Genomic DNA, 21,355 nt, shown 5'->3' with positions numbered 1-21,355 from the left:
GCCGTCCACCGGTTCCGACGCATTGGGAAGGGTGGGACGAGAGGCAACGCGAGAGGCGGCGCAACCACCCCGTGGACCCCACCTGCCCCGCCTCAGGAGCCCGGCCCTCGCCCCGCGCAGCCCGGGAAAACGACGGGCCACGACAGGCCGCCGCCCGTTACGATCGGGCCCTTCACCCGATCACGGCGGCCCCACGGAGGCACCGATGACACGCGCCCCTTCGCGGACACCCGCCCACCCCGAACGGCTGGAGCGAGGACACCCGTTCCGCCAGTGGAAGACCTGGCGCATACCCGGCACCGAACTGACCCTCACCGGGTACTCCCGTGCCAACGACAAGACGTTCTTCCACATCCCCGAGCTGCGCTGCGCGCTCGACGCCGGACTGGTCGAAGGCCGTCAGCCGGAAACCGTCTTCCTCACCCACACGCACCACGACCATTCCAAAGACCTCGACCACCTCGCGGCCAGGCCCGACGGGGTCGACATCCACCTGCCGTCCGCGGCGGTGCCGTACGTGGAGACCTTTCTGCGGGCCTCCGCCGAACTGAACCACGGCACCGCCTACGATCCGGCCCTCGCCGCGGGCTGCCGGCTCCACGGGGTGCGCGGCGGAGACGAGTTCACCTTCGGACGTCGCGGCCACCACGTCCGGGTGGTGGACTGCGCGCACAAGGTGCCGTGCGTGGGCTACGCCTTCTCCGAACCCCGCAAGGCGCTGCTGCCCGAGTACGAGGAACTGCGGCACACCCTCGCCGAACAGGGCCGGGGCGCGGAGTTCGGCCGCCTGCTGGCGCAGCGCCGCAAGGAGGGCGCCGAGGTCGAACGGGAGTTACGCAAGCCGCTGTTCGCCTTCCTCGGCGACACCCACGTGAGGGTCTTCGAGGACAACCCGTGGCTCTTCACCTACCCGGTGATCATCACCGAGTGCACCTATCTCGACGACGCGGAACGGGAACGGGCCGACCGGGTCGGACACACCGTATGGAGCCGGTTGAAGCCCGTCGTCCAGGCCCACCCGGACACGCTCTTCGTCCTCACCCACTTCAGCCTGCGCCACTCGGACCAGGACGTCCTGGACTTCTTCCGTGACGAACGGCCCGACAACGTACTGCTGTGGGTGCACCCGGACAGCCGATTGCCCGAGCAGCACCAGCACGGCTGACCGCCACGGACCGTCGCACCGGGGCCCGGGTCAGGCCCCCGCCAGCGCGTCCCGCAACCGACCTGCCTGTTTCAGCAGTTGGGACGATCCGGGCCGCCGGGCGAGCGCCGTCACCTCGGGCAGCTCACCTCGCGCCCCCGACAGCCGGGCGGAGTCCGCGGCGACGGCCAGCAGCGCCCCGTGCAGCTGAGGCCGGGTACGGGCCAGCAGACCCGGGAGAGCGGTCGCCAGGACGGCCCAGACCGCTCCGGCCCCCTCCGGTTCGGCGACGGCCGCCCGGAGCGACTCCGTCAGCAGGGGCACCCGCAGGGTGCCCAGCTCCACGAGCTCGGTCAGTTCCCGCCCCAGCAGCTCGCCGTCGAGCCGGCCCCGCTCGGCCAGCAGCACCAGCGCGCGCACGGCGGCCTCCCGGTCACGCTCGGGGAGGGAGGCGAGCCCGTAGGCGACGGCCAGATGCACGGCGGGCCCGGCCGGCCCGTCGGCCGCGGCGAGCGCCTCCAGGAAGGCGGGGGAGCCCCGGCCGTCCTGGTCGGCAGCCGACGCGACACCCGTCAGCAACCGGGCCGCGGCTATGTCCGGGTGCCAGGGCAGGGTCGCCACCGTATGGGCGTCCCGATAGTCCGGCAGGGTCCAGTGGGGACAGGAGATCTGCGGCTCGAACACGCGGAACAGCGACCAGAACTGCCGGGGAAACGCGCCGCGACCCTCGATGGCCTCGTGCCCCACCAGGATCCGGCGCCCGATCCGCGCTCCCCGGCGCTTGCTGGGACGCTCGGCCTCACCCGCTTCTCGCTCCCGCCGCCCGGCAGGGTGGGGCAGACCGCCCTGCCGCAGCCAGGCGGCCAGCCGGACCCCTTCCACCGACTCCAGGCTCTCCGCGGCGCGCACCACGTCCGGGTCGATCGGGCCGCCGCACCGCAGCAGTGCCTGTCCCAGGTCCGCCGGTCCGGGTCGGAGGCCGAGGCGCTCGTACTCCGTGAGGCGCTCGACCAGTGCGTACGGCTCCACCGCGCCGGTCGGCCGGCTCGGTACGGAGAGCAGGAACGGTACGTGATCACCGGCCCGCAACCATGCCGCGACCTCACCGGCGCGTGCGCCCGCTATGTAGCCCAGCGCCTCGTGCTGGCACAGTTCGAGCCAGCCGGCCCGGGAGTTCTCCCCCGACCCCTCCGCCCGCACCGGACCGATCGCCGCACCGACGATCGTCGCCAGGCACGCCACCTGCCCGTGCGGTATCACCTTGAACTCGCGCGGGACGCCACCCAGCGCGGCGGCCAGTGCCTGCCTGTCCCGGAAGCTGTGGCTCACCACGGCGTTGAGCAGACGTTCGAACACCACCACGCCGGGGTCGTGGCGACCCGCCAGTACGGTCGCGACCTCGTCGGCGAGCGCACCGAGTGACGGTACGGCGAATTCCCCCTCGATCATGTGACGCAGGCTAGCTCCTGCCACTGACAACGCCGCCACGGGCGTGGTGATGTCAGAGCGGATCGCCGAGGGGTCCGTACTCCGCCTCCAGGTTCCGGGCCCAGTGCGCGGCGAAGTCGGGCTGGGTGCCGTCGGCGTCCGTGAACCCGTACTCCTTGTACAGATCCCAGGTGGCCAGCGCCCGGCCGGTCCTGGCGATGACGTCCGGATCGGTCGCCAGGGCCACGACCGCCCGCCCCAGATAGGCGGGGGTCTCGGAGTGGGCGAAATTCGGGTCCTCGGCGGCACCGTCACGCCAGTTGGCCTCGGTGACGCCGAAATGCTCCAGCAACGCCTCCGAGCGCAGGAACCCCGGCGTGAGGGAGACGGCCGCGACGCCGTGCGGTCGCAGCTCGGCCGCCTGCGCGACGGCCAGCCGGATCACCGCCGATTTGGCCATGTCGTAGAAGAAGGAGCCGCGGTAGCGGGCGGTGTTGCCGTCGGTGACCTCCACGACCAGGCCGCTCCCGCGGGCGACCATGAGCGGCAGCGCGTACCGGCTGGTGATCACATGCGTCTCCACGGCCCGACGCAGGAGGCGCAGTCCTCGGTCCAGGTCCTGCTCCCACAGCGGGTGTTCCCAGTCGGTGAGTCGGTCGCCGCCCCAGACGGAGTTGACCAGGATGTCGAGCCGGCCGTCCTGTTCGGCCGCGATCCGGGCCACCAAGGCCCGGACCTGCTCCGGGTCGCTGTGGTCGGTGCGGACCGGGATGCCGAGGCCGCCGGCGGCGGTGATCCTCTCGGCCGTCTCCTCGATGGTCTCGGGGCGGTCGAGATCGGAGCGCTGTGTCCCGCTGCTGCGGCCGGTCACGTAGACCGTCGCGCCGGCGGCTCCGAGCTCGATGGCGATCCCCCGCCCGCCGCCCCGGGTGCCGCCCGCGACCAGCGCGACCTGTCCGGCGAGCTGTTCGGCGAGCTGTCGTGTCTTCGTCGTCATCTCTTCTCCAGGTCTTCCTGCGGGTTCAGGGGGGTGGTGGCGGTATGGGGGGCCAGCACGGCGTCGAGTCCGTCCCGGACCCGACGGACGAGGGTGCCCCGCCGGTCGAGCGCCCAGAGGAGACCCGTGCCGGAGGTCACGGCCTGCACGGTCGCGGTGAGCGCCTCGACATCCGTCGCGGCGTGGAGCTCGCCCGTGGAGACGGCCTCCGCCAGCAGCGCGCCGACGGAACGGCGTTGGGCCTCGTGCACGGCGAGGGCCCGTTCGTGCAGTTCGGGGTCGGTGAGATCCATGCACAGGAACGCCAGATGATGGGCGAAGGTCTCCGGAGAGACCATCGGAGCCATCCACTCCGCGAAGAGGCCGGCCAGGGCTTCGAGTGCCGAGGCGTGCTCCCCGCGGATCCTGGCGGGCAGCGTCTCCGCGTCCCGCACGGACCGGTCGGCCAAGGCCAGGATCAGACCGCGCTTGGAGCCGAACCGCTGCACCAGTGTGCCGGGCACCAGGTCGACCTCTCGGGCCACCGCCGCCAGGGTCAGCCCGGACGGCCCCAGCCGCCCCATCACCTGGGCCGCCGCCCGCAGGATCACCACGTCTTCCACCCCGCGGGGACGTCCGGCCACTGTCGCCCTCCTTAATAAATGAACGTGCATTTATTAAAGCACGTAGGGCCGGACCCGGGCCACGGCCCAGCCCCCGGTTCAGGAGTCGAAGCGGTCCTTGACGGGGCGGTCCGGGCAGGTCCGGCACTCGAAGAGATGGACCCCACCCATGTCGCCCAGCATCAGACCGGCGCCCTCGTAGCGGACACCGACATCCTCGAGGGGCGTCCAAGGCGATTCGGAGTGGCCGTCGGCCTCGACGCTCGCCACCGTCAGCAGATGATCCATGGGCTTGCGGCACCCCGAGCAGTCCGGCCACTGAGGGTCCTGGCACCAGCCGGGGTACCCACCGAGTTTGATGCCCGGAGCGGTGGACAGGTGGTACTGGTAGTCCCACCCCGTCTCCGCCTCCACCCGTGCGAAACGCGGCAGCAAGGCGTCCCAGAGCGGGTAGGGCAGGTCCCAGCTCGGGTACTCCGTGATCAGCTCCGGATGGACCACGCACGGCGTCGGCACGTGTCCGACAGGAGTCCCGGCGAGCACCGGGGGAGCCTCGCGTACCTTCCCGACCGCCGCCGCGGCCCGCCACCGCACCTCGGGGACGACCCATCGACCGTCGTGAGCGCGCGGGCACCACAGCACCTGCAGCAGGTCGCGGCCCGGAGGGAACTCCACGACGCCGAAGGCGTCGACGGCACGGAGCTGGACGATCGGCACCATCGGGGACCCGAGGTGCTCCGGGCACAACGGCCAGGCATCCCGCTCGGGCCACAACAGCGGGCCGCCGACCGAACTCTCCTCCCGCGACGGAGTCCCCGCTCGCGGGTGCAGCCGTACGGCCTGCCGGCGCAGCGGGGCGACCTCCGGGAACAATTGCTCGACATCCACGGGGCGGGGAGGGGTACGACGGGTCACAGGCGGCAGGTTACGGGGCGATCCGCGTCCCCGGCAGGTCGGTCCCGCGTACCGTGCGCAAGGTGACGGACACGCCCCGACCCGACCATCCGCCCACCGCGCCGCACGCGTTGACGCGCGCCTTCGCCCTGGGCGAGGTGTACGACCGGCACTTCCTCGCCCATGGCCTGATGAACCGGAACTGGCGCCTCGACACGGCGTCCGGCCCGTACGCGGTGAAGGAGATCACCGACGTCCCGCTGCCCGAGGTCCGCCGGAACCTCGCGGTTCTCGCGGGACTTGCCGATGACGGCCTCCCCGTCCCCGCGCCCCTGGCCACCGAGGGCGGGGACCTCGTGGCGGAGATCGACGGGCACGGCTACTGCGTCCTCGCCTGGGTCGACGGCCGGCACGTACCGGGGCCCGAACTCACCCTCGACCAGGCCCGCGAACTCGGCGCGCTCCTCGCCCGCCTCCACCACGCCCTGCGCCGTCATTCCCCCGGCCCGCTCCCGGATCGGTGCCCGCCGGCCGAGGCCACCCACGTGGCCGCGGCCGACCACGCCGCCGGAGACCTGCTGGTCCGGCTACCCGCGAATGCGACCGACGGCCTCGACACGGCCGTGCGTGAACGGCGCGCATTCCTGGCCCGGTTCGCGGACCGGCGACCGCGCGACGTGATCCCCGCCGGGCCGTACGGCTGGACGCACGGCGATTTCCAGTACCGCAACCTGCTGCGCCGGGACGGCGGGGTCGTGGCGATCCTGGACTGGGACCGGCTCGGTGTCCGCCCGTACGCGGAGGAGGTCGCGCGGACCGCGCAGGTCCAGTTCGGCGTCGACGGCGTCTTCGACCTCGAACGCGTGGCCGCGTTCACGGCCGGGTACCGGTCGGTGATCGAGCTGTCCGAGGCGGACCTGGCCGACGCGGTGAGCCGGCTGTGGTGGAAGCGCCTGACCGACTACTGGCAGCTGGAGTTCCTCCTCGCCCGCCGGGATCCCGCCTTCGGGAAGATGTTCCTGGAAGGCGAGGCACTGTTGCACTGGTGGACCGACCGAGCCGACGAGGTCCAGGCGGCCTACGCGACCCGCTAGGTAACGTGGGCCCATGATCGATATGCCGTCACGGGTGGAACTGCACCCGCTCACCCTTTCCGACCAGGACGAATTCTGCGGCCTCGTGCGGGCCAGCTCCGTGCTGCACCGGCCGTGGATGCAGCTGCCCGCGACCGCGGACGAGTTCCGGGCCTGGGTGCGCCGCTTCGACGACGGCACCAACCGGGGCTTCCTGGTCCGCGTCCGGGAGACCGGCGCGGCCGCCGGTATGGTCAACATCAACTCGATCATCCGGGGCCGTTACCAGGGCGCCTCCCTCGGCTACGCGGCCTTCGCCCCGTCCGCGGGCCACGGGTACATGACCGAAGGGGTCGCCGCGACCATGCGGCACGCCTTCACCGACCTGCGCCTCCATCGGCTGGAGGCCAACATCCAGCCGGGGAACGAAGCCTCCCTGGCCCTGGTCCGGCGGCTGGGCTTCCGCTACGAAGGCCTCTCGCCCGCCTACCTCTACATCGACGGCGGCTGGCGCGACCACGAACGCTGGGCCATCAGCGCCCCGAGCCCCTGGACTCCCGACCCGACCCTGCCCGAGGTCTGACGCGCACCGCGCCGCCCGGTGGCACGCGGCCCCGGCGGCGCCGTGCGCGTCCCCCCGCTGATCGGCGATGTCGACGACGCCGGATCAGGTCGCGAAAAAATCCCCGTCGTGGTCGGCACGACACTCGTTACGGTGCTCCGATGAACGTTCCGTCCCTGTACTTCCATCCCGACTACCTCGACGCCGTGCGGACCGGCCGCAAGACGACCACCGTCCGCTTCCGCGACCCGGTGGAGGTGGGCCCGGTCAGCCTCGTGTTCGAGGCGGACGAGGAAGTGGCCCTGCCGGGTGTCGTCACGCGGCTCACCGAGACGACGGTCGGCCGACTGAGTGAGGCGGACGCCGTGGCGGACGGCTTCCGTGACCTGGCCGAGCTCCACGACAGACTGCGGTACCACTACCCCGACATCGAGCCGACCGATCACATCACCGTCGTGCACTTCCGGCAGGTGACATAAGAAGCGGCGGCCTCTCCGGGACCGCGGGACCGGGGGACCGGGGGACGCGGAGCGCGACACGTCCCCCGGACCGGACACCCCGAGGGGACGGCCTAGCGGTCCTGGGAGAGTCGGACCAGCTCGGCGAAGGAGCCGTCCAGGCGCACCAGCTCCTCGTAATCGCCCTGCTCGGTGATCCGTCCCGCGTCGAGGACGATGATCCGGTCGGCGAGGCGGCAGTTCTCCATCCGGTGGGTGACGATCACCGTGATCCGGTCGTCCTTCATGTCCCGCAGCCCGGAGAACACCATGTGTTCACCGCGCGGGTCCATGGCCGACGTCGGCTCGTCCATGACCAGCACGCCCGGCTTACGGTGGAACGCCCGCCCGCACGCCAGGCGCTGCCACTGGCCGCCGGAGGGCTCGTGGCCGCCCCAGATCGAGCGGGCCAGCAGCGTGTCCAGGCCGTTCGGGAATTCCTCGACGGCCGTCCGCATGCCGACCGCGTCCAAGGCGTCCCAGACGGCCTCCTCACCCCGCGGGTCGGCGTGGCCGAGGGTGATGTTCTCCCGCGCGGAGAAGGGCCAGTACCCGTAGGACTGGGTGACGAGGCCGACGTGCTGCCATGCCGTGCGCTGGTCGGCGTCGCAGGTGGGCACACCGTCCCAGGAGACGATTCCGGAGGTCGGGGCGGTCAACGAGGTCAACAGCCGGATCAGCGTGGACTTCCCCGCGCCGTTCTCCCCGACGACGGCGATGACCTCGCCCCGGGACAGGGTCAGGGACACAGGCCCGAGCGAGGGCGTGTCCTTGCCGGGGTAGGTGTACGTGGCCTCCTCCAGGTGGATCTTCTCCGGTGCGGCCTCCATCACCTGGGGGCCGCGCGGACCGGACTTCTCGGCGGCCTCGGACACGAAGGCGGTGTAGTCGCCCAGGTAGAGCGCGTGCTGGAACATCGCCGCCCCGTAGACGACGAGTTGCGAGAGGGCGGCGGTGGAGGTCCGCATGGCGACGATCGCCGTGCCGGCCGCGGCGAGCGCCATGTACCCGCCCACGACGAGCCCGGCGAGGGCCCCGTAGGTCGCCACGACGAAGATCCCCGAGGCCGCGGCGGCGATCAGATGGACGGCGAGGAAGCGGGGTGCGGAGCCGACCATCCTGGAGTCGATGCGCTCGCAGACCGCCGCGTACCAGTGGTGGGCGTACGGACGCATGCTGTTGCCGCGCAGCTCGTCGGCGAGCTTCGGGGTGGTCAGGTGCCAACGCATCATGTGCTTGATGTTGCGGGAGGCGATGGTCTGGTTGTGGAGCCGGTGGTCGAGGCGGGCGGCGTAGACCGAGCCGAGGCCGCGCGGGATCACCGACAGCAGGAGCAACGGCAGCAGCACGGGGTGGACCACCGCGAGCACGGACGCCACGGCGACCATGTCGATCAGCCCGCCCGTGAAGCCGAGCGCGTCCTGCAGCAGCATGGCCGAGCGGGCGGATCCGGTCTCGGCGGCCTCGGAGCGCTCGGTGAAGTCGGGGGCGTCGTAGGCGGCGAGTTCGACGTCCATGTGCGCGTCGACCATGGCGAGGTCGGCGAGGGTGGCCATGCCGGGATTCAGGCGGCGGGCCGCGCTGCCCGAGGTGAGGGAGGCCAGCGCGCCGAGCGCCGTCATGGCGGCCGCGACGACCAGCGGCCAGGCCGCCGCCGCGATCCGCTCCGCGACGCCGTCACCGGTCAGGAGCGGGACCATCGCCCGGGAGATCGCCGCGAGCGCCGCCGCCGTGCAGATCCCGCCGAGGATCTGCGCGGCGACCAGGACATGGAACGCGGTGCGGTTGACGGCGAGCGCGAGCCGCGCGGTCTGCCGGAGTGCGGAGGGGACACGGCGGGCCATCTGCCCGAGGGACAGCGCCTCCATCGTCTCGTTGTGCCGGCCCCAGGTGTACGTGAACTCCGGGGGCGCGGGTGGTGCGGGTGGTGCGGCGGTCTTCCGGTGCTCGGTCTGCTGCTCGGACACGCTGCGACTCCTTCAACTGGCTTGTGTCGGAGACCGGTTCGTCGCGCGCCACGCATGCCGGAGAAGCCCGGCTCCACGGTGTGCGGAGGGGGCGGCTGCGTGGTCGCGGGAACTGGAGGCAGTGAGTACAGCGCAGGCCGAGGGCCGGAGCAGCGGGATCTGGCCGACCTCGCGGCGAGGGCTCCCCGGCCGTGGCCGCTGATCGAATCCGGGCGCCCCCGGGCTGCCGGGCGCGCAGGCACCGGAGGTTGGCCGGAACCCGCCGGTACGGGGGCCCGCGCGCCGGAAACCGCTTGCGGGCCGGTGACGCGGCCCCGGGCGGTCGTACGAGCGCCCCGCCCGGGGGTGGAACACCTGACCGGCGGTTTCCGTCGCACCGGGGGCGCGGGAGGACGGCGAGCAGCGCCGGGACCGGCTCCAGGTGCGGGTCCGGGCTCAGGCCAGGGGCACGGCGCGGTCGAGGGCGCCCAGCGCGTCGATGGCGGTGTCCCAGGGGAAGTGGATCGGGGCATCCGGGTCGGCGGGGTCCGGGGAGTATCCGGTTTCGCCGTGGAGGAGTTCGACTCCGGCGTTGCGCAGAGTGGCCAGGGAGATCTCGAACTGGGGGTGGGCGGCGAGGGCGGTGTTGGTGCAGGGCATCGCTATGACGGGCGTACGCTTGCCGGTCGCCTCCGCCGCGAGGCCGACGACGAGGTTGTGGGTCAGGCCGAGGGCCCACGCGTTGACGGTGTTGAAGGTGGCGGGCGCGAAGAGGACGGCGTCGGCTGCCGGCCACACATCGGGCTGGCCTGGGAGTTTGTACTGCCAGCGCACGGGATGGCCGGTCAGGGCGGCGAGTCCGTCAAGGCTCTCGGACAGCCAGTGCGCCGCGGTGGGGGTGAGGCCGAGGCATACGTCCCAGCCGCGGACCTGGGCGTCCTCGATGACCCGGGCGACGTCGAAGACGGGCGGGGCGGCGGAGCAGAGCAGGTGGAGAGTCTTCGTGGTCATGCCGCAATATGATCACATGCTTCGAGCTTGATCACGTTTTCCGGATCGAGGCGGTTTCCGCAGGCTCCGAACTCACGGTGCCGGAGTGTGCGAGCCGTCCCCGACAGCACCGGGGGCGTTTCGGTCCGTGAGCTCCGCCGCCAGTCGGCGCGCCCGGTCCAGCCAGGCCGTGCGTTCCGCGTCGGAGGAGTCGGTGACCGTCCGGAAGACGGTCCGTCGCACATCGCCGATTCCCACATAGGGCAGGACGCATGACGCCCAGATCCGTTGCAGCGGGTCGCCGAACTCCGACTCCTCCCGGTCGAGAGGGGTGTCGGACGTGTTCAGGACGAGTGCCCGGTCGGCCTTCAGGAGCGGTGCGGGCTCGCCGTCCGCCGTACCCAGCTTGTAGGCGACGCCCGCCGCGAGCACGCGTTGCACCCAGCCCGTCAGAACGGCGGGAGGCATGCCCCACCAGTTGGGGTGGACGAACACCAGGGCGTCCAGGGTGGCCAACTCCCTCTGGTGCAGTGCCACCTGCGGGTCGCGAGAGCCCTGCGCAGCCTGGACCGTGCCCGTCTCCTCGGCGGACAGCGACGGCGGGAAACCCTCGGCGCACAAGTCGTGCGCGACCACCCGGCACCCCCGGCCGCGCAGCTCTTCCACCACGGCGTCGAACAGGGCGTGGTTGAAGCTACCCGGCTGCGGATGCGCGAGGTACACCCCGATCTGCATGTACGTTCCCCCGGTCGATCCGAGCCCTCGTCGCCGCCTGTCCGCGCCGCCGGTCGGCTCACTCGCTCTTGTCACTCACTCTTGTCCCCATTCTCCTTACCGGTCGGCGGCCACCGAGCGCGGGGGCGGGTTTCGCGCCCACCACGCCCACCAGAGCGGTCCCCGCCGCTGCGCGTGCGCGGCCCGCCCGGATGGGGGAAGCTGGGTTTAGCCGCACCGCCGACAGCGGGACAAAAGGGCGAGGAGGCCTCGTGGATACCTCAGAAGACGGCCGGCTCATGCGTGCGCCCCGGTCCTGGTTGAAGGCCAGGGTGCGGACCGCCACCATTCTGTGTGCGGCGGCGGCTCTCACCGCGGCCGCCGTCCCGGCGTCCGCGCAGAGCCCCCGGGCCGTGTCGGCTCCGGCGGAGCCCCTCGTGGTCGTCGACTGCTTCTCGCAGTCCCAGGTACGCCCCGAGGAATACCTGCTGGCCTGCGGGGACGGCAACAACCGGCTCGTCGGACTGAAGTGGGACACCTGGGGTCCGAAGACCGCCACGGCCAAAGGCACCGACATGGTGAACGACTGTGTCCCCTACTGCGCCGCGGGCCGCTTCCGCTCCTACCCGGTGACGGTGACCCTCAGCGGTCCCGAGCCCTGGCCGGGCCACCCGGACGTGCAGCGCTTCAGCACGATCCGGCTCGTCTACACGGACACCGCACCGGCCCCGGTCCCCAAGGACGTCACGTACAAGCTCGTGTACTGACCTCGCGTGCCGACCCCGCACGCTGACCGGCCGACGGGCTCGACCGGTCAGGGTGCGGGATCCGGATGCGGATCGGGGTCCGTGGCCGGACGGGCGTGGCGCTCGACCTCGTAGCGGATGCCGTCGTACGCGAGCTGACGCGGTGGTCACCGTCGACCCATCGCGCCGGGCCCAGCTCCGCAGCAGCAAACCCGAGGAAACTTCTACGCGTTCACGCATGCCGTGCGCCTTGCTCCGCCCCGACGCCCCGTCGTCCCGATTCCGGATCCCCTCGTGGACGTACGCGTATGCAGGTGAGCTTTTCGACCATGTCGCGTCTCGCGTCATCGGGTTTGACTGGGGTCATGACGAAGACAAGGAAGAACGCGGACGACATGGGCCAGGCCGACGCGGGCGGCGTCACCCTGGTGATCGGCGGAACCGGCAAGACCGGCCGCAAGGTCGCCGACCGACTCACGGCCCAGGGCCGCCTCGTCAGGGTCGGATCCCGCCGTGGGGAGCCGGCTTTCGATTGGAACGATCCCGCGACCTGGCTCCCGGCGCTCGACGGCGTCGACCGGGTGTACGTGACCTATTACCCCGACCTCGCCTTCCCCGGGGCCTCCGCACGGGTGACGGCCTTCGCGGAGGTGGCGGTGGCGGCCGGGGCCCGGCGCCTGGTGTTGTTGTCGGGGCGTGGCGAGGAGGCGGCGCGCACCAGCGAGGAGGGGCTGAAGGCGTCCGGCGCGGACTGGACGATCGTCCGGTCGAGTTGGTTCAACCAGAACTTCGACGAGAGCTTCTTCCTCGACTCCGTCCGGTCGGGCGAGATCGTGCTGCCGACGGCGGACGGTGTCGAGGCGTTCGTGGACACCGGAGACATCGCCGACGTGGTGGTGGCCGCGTTGACCGACGACCGGCACATCGGGAAGACGTACGAGCTGTCGGGGCCGCGCCTGCTGGGGTTCGACGATGTGGCCGCCGAACTCTCGAAGGTGACCGGCCGTGAGATCGCCTATGCTCCGATCTCGATGGAGGACTATCGTGCGGTGCTGCGTGAGAACGGGCTGCCGGAGGACTTCGCCGAGCTGTTCACCCTGATTCTGGACGGGCGCAACGCGCACCTGGTCCACGGGGTCGAGGAGGTGTTGGGGCGGCCGCCCCGCGATTTTTCGGACTTCGCCCGGGAGGCGGCGGCCACCGGTGTCTGGGACCTGCGGGCCGTCTGATGCGGACCCGCCGCGCCCACGCCCGGGACCGTGCCGGGGTGTTGTTCCGTCGTGGGGAGGATGTGCGTATGGACATGCTGGCCGGTCTCCTTGCGGGCCCGCAGGCCCGGGGCGCGTTTCTGCAGAAGTCGGTGCTCAACCCTCCCTGGTCGATGCGGATCGAGGACCGTGCCGCGCTGTCGGTGGTGACCATGGTGCAGGGCTCGGCCTGGCTGCTGCCTGACGATCCGGACGCCGAGCCGGTACGGATCGACCCCGGGGACGTGGCCGTCGTACGCGGGCCCGCCCCGTACACGGTCGCCGACCTGCCGGGCACCCCCGTCCAGATCGTGGTGGGGCCGGACCAGCGGTGCAGCACGGTGGGGGGCGAGGACGTCTCGGATTCGATGGCGCTCGGTGTACGGACCTGGGGCGCCTCCCGCCCGGACGCCGAGGCGGCGGTGATGTTGAGCGGTACGTACCAGGCGCCGGGCGAGGTCGGTGGCCGGCTGCTGAGCGCGCTGCCCACGATCCTGGTGCGGCCGGCCGGGACCGCCGACTCCACCCTGATCACGCTCCTCGCCTCGGAGATCTCCAGCGAGGAGCCGGGCCAGGAGGTGGTCCTGGACCGGCTGCTGGACCTGCTGCTGATCGGGGTGTTGCGGGCGTGGCTCGCGGCGCCCGGATCCGGGGCCCCGGGCTGGTTCCGCGCTCACGGCGACCCGGTGGTCGGGCCGGCGCTGCGGCTGCTGCACGAGAGCCCGGCGCACGGGTGGACCGTGGAGGAACTGGCCCTGAAGGTGGGCGTCTCCAGGGCGTCGCTGGCCCGCCGGTTCACGGAACTCGTCGGCGAACCGCCGGTCGGCTACCTGACGGGGTTGCGCCTGGCACTGGCCGCCGATCTCCTGCGGGAACCGGACTCCACCGTCGAGAAGGTGGCCCGCACGGTGGGCTACAGCAGTGCGTTCGCCTTGTCCGCCGCCTTCAAGCGGGTCCGGGGTGTCAGCCCACGGGAGTTCCGCTCGGGGACGACGGCGCCGGAAGCTGCGCAGGCGCAGGCACTGCGGGGCACGGTCGTGCTCGGCCGTGCCGTTTCCTGAGACCGGACCCGACCCGCGCGCGTCGACCTCGTACGAGCGGCTCGGAGCTCAGCGGCTCGACTGCTCGGCGCGGTCCGGGGCGAGGGGGAGCCGTGCCACTCGTTCGTCCCCGCTGAGTTCGCCGGTGGGACGGAAACCGAGTCCGAGGTAGAAGGGCTCCGGGCTGTTCGCGCCGGTGTTCCAGGTGACGTACGCGTCGGGGATGCCGCGGGCCCGGATCTCTTCGGTGGCCGCGCGGACGGCGAAGCGGCCGTAGCCCTTGCCCTGGTGGCGGGCGTCGATGTTGAGGCGCCAGATGCCGCTGCGGCGGTCGTCGGGGTCGACGGCCGGGTCCCAGAGGATGTCGTGGAAGGCCATGACGAAGCCGACGGTCTCGTCGCCGTCGACGATTGCCCGGGGCCACGCCGTGGCGGGGTGCAGGTACGCCTCAGCGAGCGACTTCACCACGGGGGAGACCAGGTGGGCCTGGTCGGGGCGTACCTGTATCGCGCACACCGCGTCGAAGTTGTCGGCGGTGACGGGTTCCAGGCGCAGCGGGGCCGGTGCGGGGGTGTTCGAAGCAGGCATGGGTCCAGCGTATCGCCGGCCCCGACACCCCCTCGCCGGGGTTCGAGGCCGCCCGGCAGCGCCCGGGGCAGCCGTGACTAAAGATTCGCCCAAGGGCCCATCGAAACCCGACGGAAGATCGAACAGGTGATGTCACGATCGGGCGTTCGCGTTCACAAAGCGTCGCACCGCACTGCATCGCATCGTGCTGTACTGACTGTTGGAAGAGGACGAGAGTCGAATGACCATCAACCCGACGCCGCACGTTCCGACCCCGCCCACCTCGTCGGCGACGCCGGTCCGGCCGCGGAACACCCGGCTCGCCACCACCCTGATCACCCTGTCCACCGTCCTGGTGGGTCTGATGGCCGGGCTGTTCTTCGCCTTCGACGTCTCGGTGATGCCGGGGCTGGCGGCCGGTGACGAGCAGACGTACGTCACCGCGATGCGTGCCTTCAACAAGGCCATCGACGGCAACCCGCTCTTCGGCTCGGTGTTCCTGCTGGCCCTGGTGGCCGCTGTCGCCGCGGCGGTCGTGGAGTACCGCGGCGGTAGACGCGCCACCGCCCTGTGGGTGGCGGCGGCCGCGGTCGCGTACCTCGTCGTCCTCGTGATCACCTTCGCCGTGAACATCCCGCTCAACAACGAACTCGCCGACGCGGGCGTCGTCGAGCAGATGAAGGACTTCTCGATCGTCGAGCGGTTCAAGTCCACCTGGGTCACCACGAACATCCTCCGCACCCTGCTCTGCACCGTGGCCCTCACCGCGCTCGCCCGCGCCACGCTGCTGCACGGCCGCGCCACGCGCTGAGCGCTTCCCCGCAGGGACACCTGAGAAGCCTGCCCGGCACCGCCGCAACGGAGCGCCCGCCGCAACGGAGCGCCTGCCGCAGCGGACCGCCCGCAGTGGTGGTGCCGGGCAGTCGAGGAAGCCCTCCGCCGAGTGTCGTGCCGGGGGCGCGCCGCGCGTCAGCCTGTGTGGGAGGCGATGATCCGCGCACACTCCAGCGATTCGGTGCGCGTGGTGTCCACCTCGATGTCGTAGGACACCCCCCGGTGCACCGAGTCCGCCTGCGTCGCCGCCATACCCCTGGCCCGGTCCCCGCGGGCGATCTCACGGCCCGCGGCCACCGCGCCGTCGCACCGCACGCCGACCCACAGGACCGGCAGGTCGCCCAGAGCCTTGTGCCACCGCCGCTGGGACGCCGCTCCACCGAGGAACACGTCGTCGACGATGATCCGCGCTCCCGCACGGGCCATCGTCACGATCCCCTCGGTCCAGGCCTCCTCCAGCGCCCTGAAGGTCGCCCCGACACTCACCGCGCCGTCCGCCGCGATCTCGATCCCCTCCTCCGCCTCCCGCATCGCGGCGGGCAGGGAGTCGACGAAGGCGTCGCACCCGAACGACAGCCACGGATCCGGCAGCACGTCCTGCAGACACCGAACGATCCCGGACTTACCCGAGCTGGAACCACCGTTGAGAATGATCATCTGGGTCACCGTGCCAGAGTAGAACTCTCGCCACCCGGCACGGAACGGGTTTCGGCGCACACCGGCCACCCCTGGGAAAACCGGGTGCGGCGGTCCGCACGGCCTTGGGATCATGCCGGAATGGTCCACCGACTCGACCCCCTGGTCCTCCGGCACACCCACCGCGTCCCCCGCCCCGCGGGACCCGTCGGGGAGGGCGCCGTCGCGGCGCAGCAGTTCGACGCCGCCCTGATGTCCGTGGGCTTCAAGCTCTCGACACAGCTGCTCGAACATCTGTCAGGGCTCTCCGAGAGGGCCGTCGTCGACACCGCCGCACGGACGCTGGACACCGTACGTGAGATGGTCGGCGACCACGTCCAGCACAACGCCTACTTCATCGACTTCCCGGCCAACGTGCCCGACACCTTCGACTTCTGGATGCGGTGCATAGCCGGGGCGCTCGCCGACGACAACACGCGCGAGAGCACGCTGGAGCAGCTGAGCACCGGCGTGGTGGACCTGCTCACCCTCCCCTCCTACGGGAACTACCGGCACACGTACGCCGAGATGCTCACCCACCACGACGAACTGATCGCGGTGGCGGGCGACCGCATGACGGTCCTGCACCTCGGCGGCTCCCTGGACGACGAACTCACCTTGCTCTACCTGGCGTTGGCGAGCAGCGCCACCCCCCTCGGCGAGGACGCCCTACGGGACCTCAGGCAGCTCGCCGGCCACTGCGTCGACGGACCGCAGCCCGAGGAGATCCCTGTACGGGAGAACCGGGCCGTGGTCAACGAGGCCCGACTGAAGGCCGGTTCGGGCCTGCTGCTGGACACGGTCACCGATGTGCTCCGGCTCGCCTGCGCGCTCGCGGGTGGTGATGTCGGCCTGCAGGAGCCGACGCGGCTGCGGGGCATCCCCCGTGCCGCGCGCCGGGCGCTGCTCGCGGGCCTCGACGCGGTCGTCGGCGCGGCGCCCGCCAAGCTCGCCGACGTGCACGCACACCGCGAGATGTGGAAACGGCTCGGCGAGCGGCTGCACCCGCACGAGTACCCGCAGTGGCCGCACGCGTCCGACGTGTTCGCCGTCGCCCGCGGCGAGAAGGCGGCGCGCACCTTCGACAGTCGGGTCGAGGAACTGCACGCCCAGCTCGACCCCACCGGCGCGGCCGAACTGCTGAAGGCCGCGCCCGGCAAGCTGCTGCGCTCCCTGGACCGGCTGCTGCGCTCCGCCTCCACGCAGGACGAGCGTGACGCGGTCATGGCCGCCGCCGAACAGGTCGTCCCCGACGTCTCCGGTCGCGTCCTGCTGTCGGTACGCCAACACCTGCACAACCGTGCGGAGGCGACCGGCGAACAACGGGTGTTCGTCAACCGCTCCGGTCGGGCCTGGGTCACCGAAGACACCCGCCCGCCGGTGTACGCGTCCGAGTGCAAGCGGATGATCACCGCGATCGACGCGGACCTCCGCCGCCGGCTGCCCGCCGCCGACCACCTGCTGATCGACCCCGACGTCCTGGACGTCGCGCTGCCGCTCAGCGGTAAGGCGACCATGTCCGGGCTCGGTGTGCTGCCGCGCGGCTCGATCTCCCCGATCGACGGCGACCTGCTGCGCTTCTTCGTGTACTGGAAGCAGACCGAGCGCATCACCGACTTCGACCTGTCGGCCGCCCTGCTGGACACCGACTACTCGACCGTCTCCTGGTTGTCGTACACCAACCTGCGGGACGTCGGCGGCGAGCATTCCGGTGACATCACGAACGCGCCCGAAGGGGCCTCGGAGTTCATCGACCTACGACTGGACGCGGTACGCGCCACCTGCATCGTCCCGCAGGTGAACATCTTCTCCGGAGAAGGCTTCGAGGAGGTCGAGGAGTCGTTCTTCGGGTTCATGCTGCGCGGGGCCGAGCAGCAGGGACGACCGTTCGAGCCGCGCACGGTGCGCATGAAGTCGGATCTGCGCGGTCCGGGCCGGATCGCACTGCCGTTGGTCTTCCTCCGCGGGGCCGACGGCCGGTGGCGCGCCAAGTGGTTGCACCTGTACCTGACGGGATCTCCGTCGTACAACCGGGTCGAGGGCAACCGGGTGACGGTCGCGATGCTGATGCGCGCGGTCGTCGACCGCGAGCAGCTCACCGTCCGCCACCTGATCGAGCTGATGACCGGCAGCGCCACGACCGTGACCGTGTGGGACGGGAAGACGATCCCGGCGGGACCCGTCACGTACATCGGCCTGGAGCGGCCCGAGAAGCTGCACCCGGGGTCGAGGATCGTCACCCCCGAAAACCTGCGTGACCTGATCCCCGCGTGACTGTTAACGTAGCCGTGGCGAGGCTATGAAGGGGCTTCCTTCTCAACACTCCAATGTAGCCTCTTCGCTTTCCTCGCCACCTACTTCAGGCCTCCGGCCGTCCCGCACCACGAGGGACGGCCGGAGGCCTTTTTTCGATCCGATGGCGGCCTGACCCTGGGGAGCCGCAGACGATGCCATGCTGTGGACGACGACGCCCAGCGCCTCGGCTTCCTTCTCGCTCAGCTCGTCCAACACGGGCGCGAACTGCATGACCCGGGCCGAGACCTCGGTGCCGGGCCGGACGCCGAACCAGTCGGCGGCGATCATCGCGCACACCTGCTCTTCGGTCGTGCCGAACAGCTTCGCGATCCCGGCCCACTCGTCGGGCGTCGGCGGCGCCGTTCGCGCCTGCTGCCCCTTCCACGGGCCGTGTTCCACGATGTTGCGCCACCAACTGTGGGAACGCGCCCTGTCACAGCCGACCTGCATGGCGATGTAGTCCATGTGCTCGGTGAGCGCCTTCGCCGTGTCCCTGAAGGGAGTGCTCGTCATGGCCGAACTCTAGAAGACAGCAACGACGGGTACATGAGAACGGCAGAGGAAGTGAGCGCGGTGAATCCGTACGCAGTGGACGCCTGAGGGATCTGCGCCGGACGTCCAACGACGGCTCGTACGCCCACGCGCGTTCAGCCCCGTGCGGCGGGCCGGGGCGCCCGCTCCGTCACCTCGGGGCGCTCCGGCTCACGTAGGCCGTCCACCGGGGCCTCGTGGACGCTCGGGCGCTCCGCCCAGAACGCCCCCGACGCCGCGCGCCGGGCGAACATCACCAGCAGCCCTACGAGACTCAGGCCGACGGCGATGACCAGCGGCGGGCCGAGGCCGAACCAGGACGTCCCGGCGGCGGAGTTGGCGGGGTCCGCCATGTCGACGACCGCCTCGGCGAGCAGCCAGATCAGCATCCCCGCGCCGATGACGGGGCCGGCGCCGATGAACAGGAACTCACGCACCCCCGCGGTCAACAGGCGCCGGTGGTAGACCGCGCAGGCGATGCCGGTGAGGGCGTAGTAGAAGGCGATCAGCAGGGACAGGGCCGTCAGCGAGTCGGCGAGCGCGTTCTCGCTGATCTGGTGGATGAACAGGTACCAGACGGTGGCCGTGCCCGCGACCCACCACGTGCTGACGGCGGGGGTGCGGTACCGGTCGTGGATCAGACCGAACCGGCGGGGGAGGGCATGCTTGCGCGCCATGGACAGCGCGGTACGGGAGGCCGGGATGATCGTCGTCTGGGTGGAGGCGAGCGCCGAGGTGGCGACGGCGACCAGGACGATCCAGTCCCAACCGCCGAGGGCCTCCCGGGCCAGCGAGGCGAAGACGGCTTCCTCGTCGTCGGCGTGCGCGGCGAGGTAGCCGGTGCCGGCGTACGCGACCACCGCGAAGGCCACGGACACGTAGGTGGCCAGGAGCACCACGGTCGACCAGATGCCGGCCCGGCCCGGGGCGGAGGAGGGGTCCTTCGTCTCCTCGGTGAGGTTGACGGCCGACTCCCAGCCCCAGTACACGAAGACGCCGAGCAGCAGCCCGCCGGTCAGCGCCGTGCTTCCGGATCCGAACGGGTCGAGCCAGTCGACGGACGGCCGCAGCGCTCCCGGGGAGCCGGTTCCGGCGTAGACCCGGTACAGGGCCACGGCCGCGAAGACGAACAGGCAGACGGTCTGGAGCAGGACGAGGACGTTCTGCAGACGGGCCGCGGCCTGGGTGTCCCGCACGCACAGCGCCGCCATCGTCACGATCACCAGCACGGTGAGGGCCTGGCGGATCAGGGTGTTCCCGGCCCAGCCGTCCAGACCGACGGCCAGCAGACCGAAGTCGACGGCCACGTCGGCGAGCGAGCCGACCACCAGGACTCCGGTCATGGTGATCGCCCAGCCGCCCAGCCAGCCCGCCGTGGGCCCCAACGCACGCGTCACCCACGAAAAGGTCGTGCCGCAGTCGGGATCGGCGCGGTTCAGGTAGTAGAAAGCGGAAGCGATGAGCACCATCGGAACGAACGACGCGAGCATCACCCCGGGCGCGTGGACGCCGACCAGGGCGACGATCGGCCCGATCACGGCGGCCAGGGAGTACGCCGGCGAGGTGGCGTTCAGACCGATGGCGAGGGCGTCGACGAACCCGATCGCGTTCGGTCTGAGCGTGGCGGTGGCGGCAGGCGTCCGCGGGGTGTCTTCGACCATGGTCCCTCACTGGTGCACGGTGAACGGGGCGTGAATGCGATGAGGAAACCCGTGCTTCGCGCAGAGGGTCAATGGTGTTGGCATAAGAGCGGGCACCAGCGCACCCGGCAGGCCGGATCACCCCCGCCCGGCCGCGCGCCCACCCCCGCCCCCGGCACCCGCCGCGTCCTCGAGCTGCCGCTCGGCAGTGTCCAGCAGCATTTCCAGCGCCACCGGGTACGCGCTGTGGGGCATCCGGGCGGCCAGCAGTCCGGCGGTGGCCGCGATGTTCGGGTAGGCGTCGGCCGGCAGCCGGGCGTACGTCGACTCCCACCGCTCCTCGTCCGACTCGCGGGCCTTCTCCGTCAGCGCGAGGGGTCCCGCGTCGAGCGCCGCGAAGGCCAGGGCCTGGTCGATGTAGGCGTGGTAGATCCGTACGGCGTCGACGTCGGCGAAGCCCGCTCCGCGCAGGCTGCCGAGGATCGCCTCGTCCGCCGCGATCTCGCGCGGCCGGCCGCTGACCCGGCTCGCGGTCAACAGCGCGGCCTGCGGGTGGGCGAGGTAGGCGCCGTGGATGCGCAGCCCGAGCGAGCGCAGGTCCTCGCGCCACCGCCCGGTCGGGACCCAGCCGTCGAGCGCCCGGCCGATCAGCTCCTCGCCGATCGCCAGGGTGAGCCCGTCCATGCCGTCGAAGTACCGGTACAGAGTGCTGGGGTCGGCCCCCAGCGCGGCGCCCAGCCGCCGGGCGGACAGGCCCGCGCTCCCGTGCTCGCGCACCATCCGCAGGGCCGTCTCGACGATCAGCCGCTCGGAGAGCACCGTCCCCTGCCGGGTCGGGCGCCGCCGCCTACGAGCCTCCTCGGGGACCACGTCCTTCGCCATCGCTGTCTCCGTCCGTACGGCCCATCCTTATGCCAACACCATTGACCTTAA

21 protein-coding genes are annotated in these 21,355 nt (G+C 71.5%); 9 read left to right on the top strand and 12 right to left on the bottom strand.

The features are described 5' to 3' along the window. Nucleotides 1-205 precede the first annotated feature (205 nt). The gene (locus ACGFYY_RS27955; RefSeq protein ID WP_393713476.1) at nt 206-1,165 is read left to right on the top strand and encodes an MBL fold metallo-hydrolase; all 960 of its coding nucleotides are present in this window, start codon (nt 206-208) and stop codon (nt 1,163-1,165) included. A 30-nt stretch (nt 1,166-1,195) separates the two neighbouring features. On the opposite strand, the gene ACGFYY_RS27950 is transcribed toward ACGFYY_RS27955, so the two are convergent. From ACGFYY_RS27950 to ACGFYY_RS27935, 4 genes are all read right to left on the bottom strand, one after another. Continuing rightward, nucleotides 1,196-2,593 carry a hypothetical protein gene (locus ACGFYY_RS27950; RefSeq protein ID WP_393713474.1) on the bottom strand — a complete coding sequence of 466 codons (1,398 nt, stop codon included), beginning with the start codon at nt 2,591-2,593 and terminating at the stop codon, nt 1,196-1,198. 52 nt (nt 2,594-2,645) lie between these two features. After that, nucleotides 2,646-3,569, bottom strand: coding sequence for an SDR family oxidoreductase (locus ACGFYY_RS27945; protein ID WP_393713472.1), 924 nt, complete (start codon nt 3,567-3,569; stop codon nt 2,646-2,648). Further along, nucleotides 3,566-4,192, bottom strand: a complete 627-nt coding sequence (locus ACGFYY_RS27940; protein WP_393713470.1) for a TetR/AcrR family transcriptional regulator — start codon at nt 4,190-4,192, stop codon at nt 3,566-3,568. The genes ACGFYY_RS27945 and ACGFYY_RS27940 overlap by 4 nt, the downstream gene beginning before the upstream one ends. A gap of 78 nt (nt 4,193-4,270) precedes the next feature. Continuing rightward, entirely contained in the window at nt 4,271-5,086 is an 816-nt protein-coding gene (locus tag ACGFYY_RS27935; protein WP_393713468.1) for a DUF1963 domain-containing protein, read from the bottom strand. A 62-nt stretch (nt 5,087-5,148) separates the two neighbouring features. Here ACGFYY_RS27935 and ACGFYY_RS27930 point away from each other — a divergent pair, with 62 nt between their 5' ends. The 3 genes from ACGFYY_RS27930 to ACGFYY_RS27920 all read left to right on the top strand — a co-directional run bounded on the left by ACGFYY_RS27930 (nt 5,149) and on the right by ACGFYY_RS27920 (nt 7,179). Beyond that, nucleotides 5,149-6,159, top strand: a complete 1,011-nt coding sequence (locus ACGFYY_RS27930; RefSeq protein ID WP_393713466.1) for a phosphotransferase — start codon at nt 5,149-5,151, stop codon at nt 6,157-6,159. A 13-nt stretch (nt 6,160-6,172) separates the two neighbouring features. Then, the gene (locus ACGFYY_RS27925) at nt 6,173-6,721 is read left to right on the top strand and encodes a GNAT family N-acetyltransferase (protein WP_393713464.1); all 549 of its coding nucleotides are present in this window, start codon (nt 6,173-6,175) and stop codon (nt 6,719-6,721) included. Nucleotides 6,722-6,861: 140 nt separating this feature from the next. Next, nucleotides 6,862-7,179: an ASCH domain-containing protein gene (locus tag ACGFYY_RS27920; protein WP_393713462.1), complete on the top strand. Its 318-nt coding sequence runs from the start codon at nt 6,862-6,864 to the stop codon at nt 7,177-7,179. A gap of 92 nt (nt 7,180-7,271) precedes the next feature. Here the strand turns inward: ACGFYY_RS27920 and ACGFYY_RS27915 are convergent, their stop codons facing one another. The 3 genes from ACGFYY_RS27915 to ACGFYY_RS27905 all read right to left on the bottom strand — a co-directional run bounded on the left by ACGFYY_RS27915 (nt 7,272) and on the right by ACGFYY_RS27905 (nt 10,868). Beyond that, nucleotides 7,272-9,164 (bottom strand): ATP-binding cassette domain-containing protein, encoded by a 1,893-nt coding sequence (locus ACGFYY_RS27915; RefSeq protein ID WP_393713460.1) that lies wholly within the window; start codon nt 9,162-9,164, stop codon nt 7,272-7,274. Between the two features lie 435 nt (nt 9,165-9,599). Then, nucleotides 9,600-10,154, bottom strand: a complete 555-nt coding sequence (locus ACGFYY_RS27910; protein WP_393713458.1) for a flavoprotein — start codon at nt 10,152-10,154, stop codon at nt 9,600-9,602. Between the two features lie 72 nt (nt 10,155-10,226). Continuing rightward, nucleotides 10,227-10,868 (bottom strand): NAD(P)H-dependent oxidoreductase, encoded by a 642-nt coding sequence (locus tag ACGFYY_RS27905; RefSeq protein WP_365268287.1) that lies wholly within the window; start codon nt 10,866-10,868, stop codon nt 10,227-10,229. A gap of 251 nt (nt 10,869-11,119) precedes the next feature. On the opposite strand from ACGFYY_RS27905, the gene ACGFYY_RS27900 reads away from it, so the two are divergent. From ACGFYY_RS27900 to ACGFYY_RS27890, 3 genes are all read left to right on the top strand, one after another. Next, a complete protein-coding gene (locus ACGFYY_RS27900; protein WP_393713455.1) occupies nt 11,120-11,614 on the top strand; it encodes a hypothetical protein in 495 nt (164 codons plus the stop codon). A 344-nt stretch (nt 11,615-11,958) separates the two neighbouring features. After that, nucleotides 11,959-12,822 (top strand): NAD(P)H-binding protein, encoded by an 864-nt coding sequence (locus ACGFYY_RS27895; protein WP_393713453.1) that lies wholly within the window; start codon nt 11,959-11,961, stop codon nt 12,820-12,822. 68 nt (nt 12,823-12,890) lie between these two features. Continuing rightward, the gene (locus tag ACGFYY_RS27890; protein WP_393713452.1) at nt 12,891-13,901 is read left to right on the top strand and encodes an AraC family transcriptional regulator; all 1,011 of its coding nucleotides are present in this window, start codon (nt 12,891-12,893) and stop codon (nt 13,899-13,901) included. A gap of 48 nt (nt 13,902-13,949) precedes the next feature. On the opposite strand, the gene ACGFYY_RS27885 is transcribed toward ACGFYY_RS27890, so the two are convergent. After that, a complete protein-coding gene (locus ACGFYY_RS27885) occupies nt 13,950-14,468 on the bottom strand; it encodes a GNAT family N-acetyltransferase (RefSeq protein WP_393713450.1) in 519 nt (172 codons plus the stop codon). Between the two features lie 220 nt (nt 14,469-14,688). Between ACGFYY_RS27885 and ACGFYY_RS27880 the strand changes: the two genes are divergently transcribed. Next, nucleotides 14,689-15,258 carry an anthrone oxygenase family protein gene (locus ACGFYY_RS27880; protein ID WP_393713448.1) on the top strand — a complete coding sequence of 190 codons (570 nt, stop codon included), beginning with the start codon at nt 14,689-14,691 and terminating at the stop codon, nt 15,256-15,258. Nucleotides 15,259-15,416: 158 nt separating this feature from the next. Here ACGFYY_RS27880 and cpt read toward each other — a convergent pair whose 3' ends face one another. Next, nucleotides 15,417-15,938 carry a chloramphenicol phosphotransferase CPT gene (gene cpt, locus ACGFYY_RS27875; RefSeq protein WP_393713582.1) on the bottom strand — a complete coding sequence of 174 codons (522 nt, stop codon included), beginning with the start codon at nt 15,936-15,938 and terminating at the stop codon, nt 15,417-15,419. A 120-nt stretch (nt 15,939-16,058) separates the two neighbouring features. Between cpt and ACGFYY_RS27870 the strand changes: the two genes are divergently transcribed. Further along, nucleotides 16,059-18,230, top strand: coding sequence for a TerD family protein (locus tag ACGFYY_RS27870; protein ID WP_393713446.1), 2,172 nt, complete (start codon nt 16,059-16,061; stop codon nt 18,228-18,230). Between the two features lie 42 nt (nt 18,231-18,272). On the opposite strand, the gene ACGFYY_RS27865 is transcribed toward ACGFYY_RS27870, so the two are convergent. The 3 genes from ACGFYY_RS27865 to ACGFYY_RS27855 all read right to left on the bottom strand — a co-directional run bounded on the left by ACGFYY_RS27865 (nt 18,273) and on the right by ACGFYY_RS27855 (nt 21,304). Then, entirely contained in the window at nt 18,273-18,764 is a 492-nt protein-coding gene (locus tag ACGFYY_RS27865) for a hypothetical protein (RefSeq protein ID WP_393713444.1), read from the bottom strand. A gap of 134 nt (nt 18,765-18,898) precedes the next feature. Further along, nucleotides 18,899-20,443, bottom strand: coding sequence for an APC family permease (locus ACGFYY_RS27860; protein ID WP_393713442.1), 1,545 nt, complete (start codon nt 20,441-20,443; stop codon nt 18,899-18,901). Nucleotides 20,444-20,560: 117 nt separating this feature from the next. Beyond that, the gene (locus tag ACGFYY_RS27855; RefSeq protein ID WP_393713440.1) at nt 20,561-21,304 is read right to left on the bottom strand and encodes a TetR/AcrR family transcriptional regulator; all 744 of its coding nucleotides are present in this window, start codon (nt 21,302-21,304) and stop codon (nt 20,561-20,563) included. Nucleotides 21,305-21,355: the final 51 nt, after the last annotated feature.

Source organism: Streptomyces sp. NPDC048331, from assembly GCF_043201215.1.
Lineage (GTDB): Bacteria > Actinomycetota > Actinomycetes > Streptomycetales > Streptomycetaceae > Streptomyces.
Note: the sequence above shows the minus strand (reverse complement) of the source record. Positions and strands in the feature narration are given on the sequence as shown.